The following is a 1,612-nucleotide window of genomic DNA, read 5'->3' on the forward strand; positions in this document are numbered from 1 at the left end:
TCTCCGATATACTCGGGGCGGTTCATACAGATGTGAACTTAAATTTTGGGATAATTATAAATTTTCCTAATAAAGATATACCTGAGAAACAAGAAATAATTATACATCTTGCTACATCTTCTGATAATAATAGCCACGCAAGAGATCTGTTTGACATAGCTCTGAGTAAAAAAGAAGCAATATCTGGGATTGTAGCGATTGAAATTAATCATACAGAACGTACTTGGGCTGATGACATGTTAACTATGATTAGTAACTCACTAGATGATATATGGATTAAAGAACCAAAATATAAAAAAGTACTTAGATGGATTCTTTCGATGATAAGGCTTGAGGTTCTATTTATTCCAATTATTATTTTAGCACCAATTCTAAGTATCTTTACTTTTAGGTCTCAGGATGACAAAGACGCTGAGTACTCAAAATATCTTGAGATATCTAGCGAAGAATCTACAAGTTTAATAGGGGTTCACAAAAAACTAGATTTTATTTCAGAGAAGTTTTTCAACACAACTCAACCTACAATTTTTGATAATTTTACCTTTTTTGGATTTGGCATCTTTGTAGCAACAATCATAATATTCCTTATTGTCATTTTTACTATGAAGGAGTCTGTTAAGCCTCCAGTATCTTTCGTTACTCTCACAACAAAAACTGAAAAATACATGGAAGAAGTCCTACAAGATAACAAAGTAAATTTGTGGATTCTTTCATTTTTTGGAGCGGTTTTTACTGGAATCATAATTAGTTATACATATGAGTTTTTGAAATTTCTTACTTCTTAACATTGGGAATATCTTAGATTTGTGCAATTTTAAAATATACGATAGCTGTGAAAATCATTAGAACAAAACGGACTCAATATGACCGATACTACCTAAGAATCTGTCTTCCAAGCCGATATTGTTAATCAGATGCAAGCGAAAGGCCGGCAAGTAGGTCCTGCCAGCGGCTATACGGCTGAGACCGCGCTCTATGAGCAAGACGTGCTGGACTTTGTGCAGACCACCCAGCCGCAGGAGTGGGAGAAGTTTTGCCTCACATTTCCTATCGACTCTGAGCGTCACTTGATCGCCGCATTGGTTAAACAGCTAATGAAGGCCAATGAGCATGCTGCCGATAGAGCATCGTGTACTTATGGCACTTTGGGCGTACTGCGTCATAGGCTAAAAGTTCTCTACGCTTAGTATCTCGTTCAGAAATCAGTGTTTTTATGGTATCAGGTTAACTGTGGTTTACTGCTCAAAATTTATTTCGTCTAGCGATTTAAACTTAAATCCTAGTCTCTTAAGAAAGTCTTTACCCTTCCAGTTATCATTGATGTTAATCAAATGAGGCAACTTGTCAGGTAATCCCCCCAATAAATAAGAACACTCATAAATAGAGAGTAACTGCTAGAATACATCAGCAGGAGAATCCTATGAAAAAGACACGCTTTAGCGACAACCAAATCGTCAACATCCTAAAACAAGCCGAACAAGGCGTTCCTATCACTGAGCTCTGCCGTGAGCATAACATCAGCCAAAGCACCTTCTACAACTGGCGATCTAAATATGGTGGTATGGACGCCACACTTATCAGCCGTCTTAAAGAACTTGAAGTTGAAAATGCA

The 1,612-nt window shown here is 37.0% G+C and carries 1 protein-coding gene and 2 pseudogenes; all 3 read left to right on the forward strand.

All coding sequences use genetic code 11. The features are described 5' to 3' along the window. A pseudogene (locus tag AS194_RS13685) lies at window positions 1-785 on the forward strand (hypothetical protein); the annotation flags it as partial. Between the two features lie 129 nt (window positions 786-914). After that, window positions 915-1,172, forward strand: a pseudogene (locus AS194_RS01585) (hypothetical protein); the annotation flags it as partial. A 248-nt stretch (window positions 1,173-1,420) separates the two neighbouring features. Continuing rightward, a partial coding sequence (locus AS194_RS01590) for a transposase (protein ID WP_058023740.1) occupies window positions 1,421-1,612 on the forward strand: 192 nt, incomplete at its 3' end.

This window comes from Psychrobacter piscatorii (assembly GCF_001444505.1).
In the GTDB taxonomy this organism is placed as follows: Bacteria; Pseudomonadota; Gammaproteobacteria; order Pseudomonadales; family Moraxellaceae; genus Psychrobacter; species Psychrobacter piscatorii_B.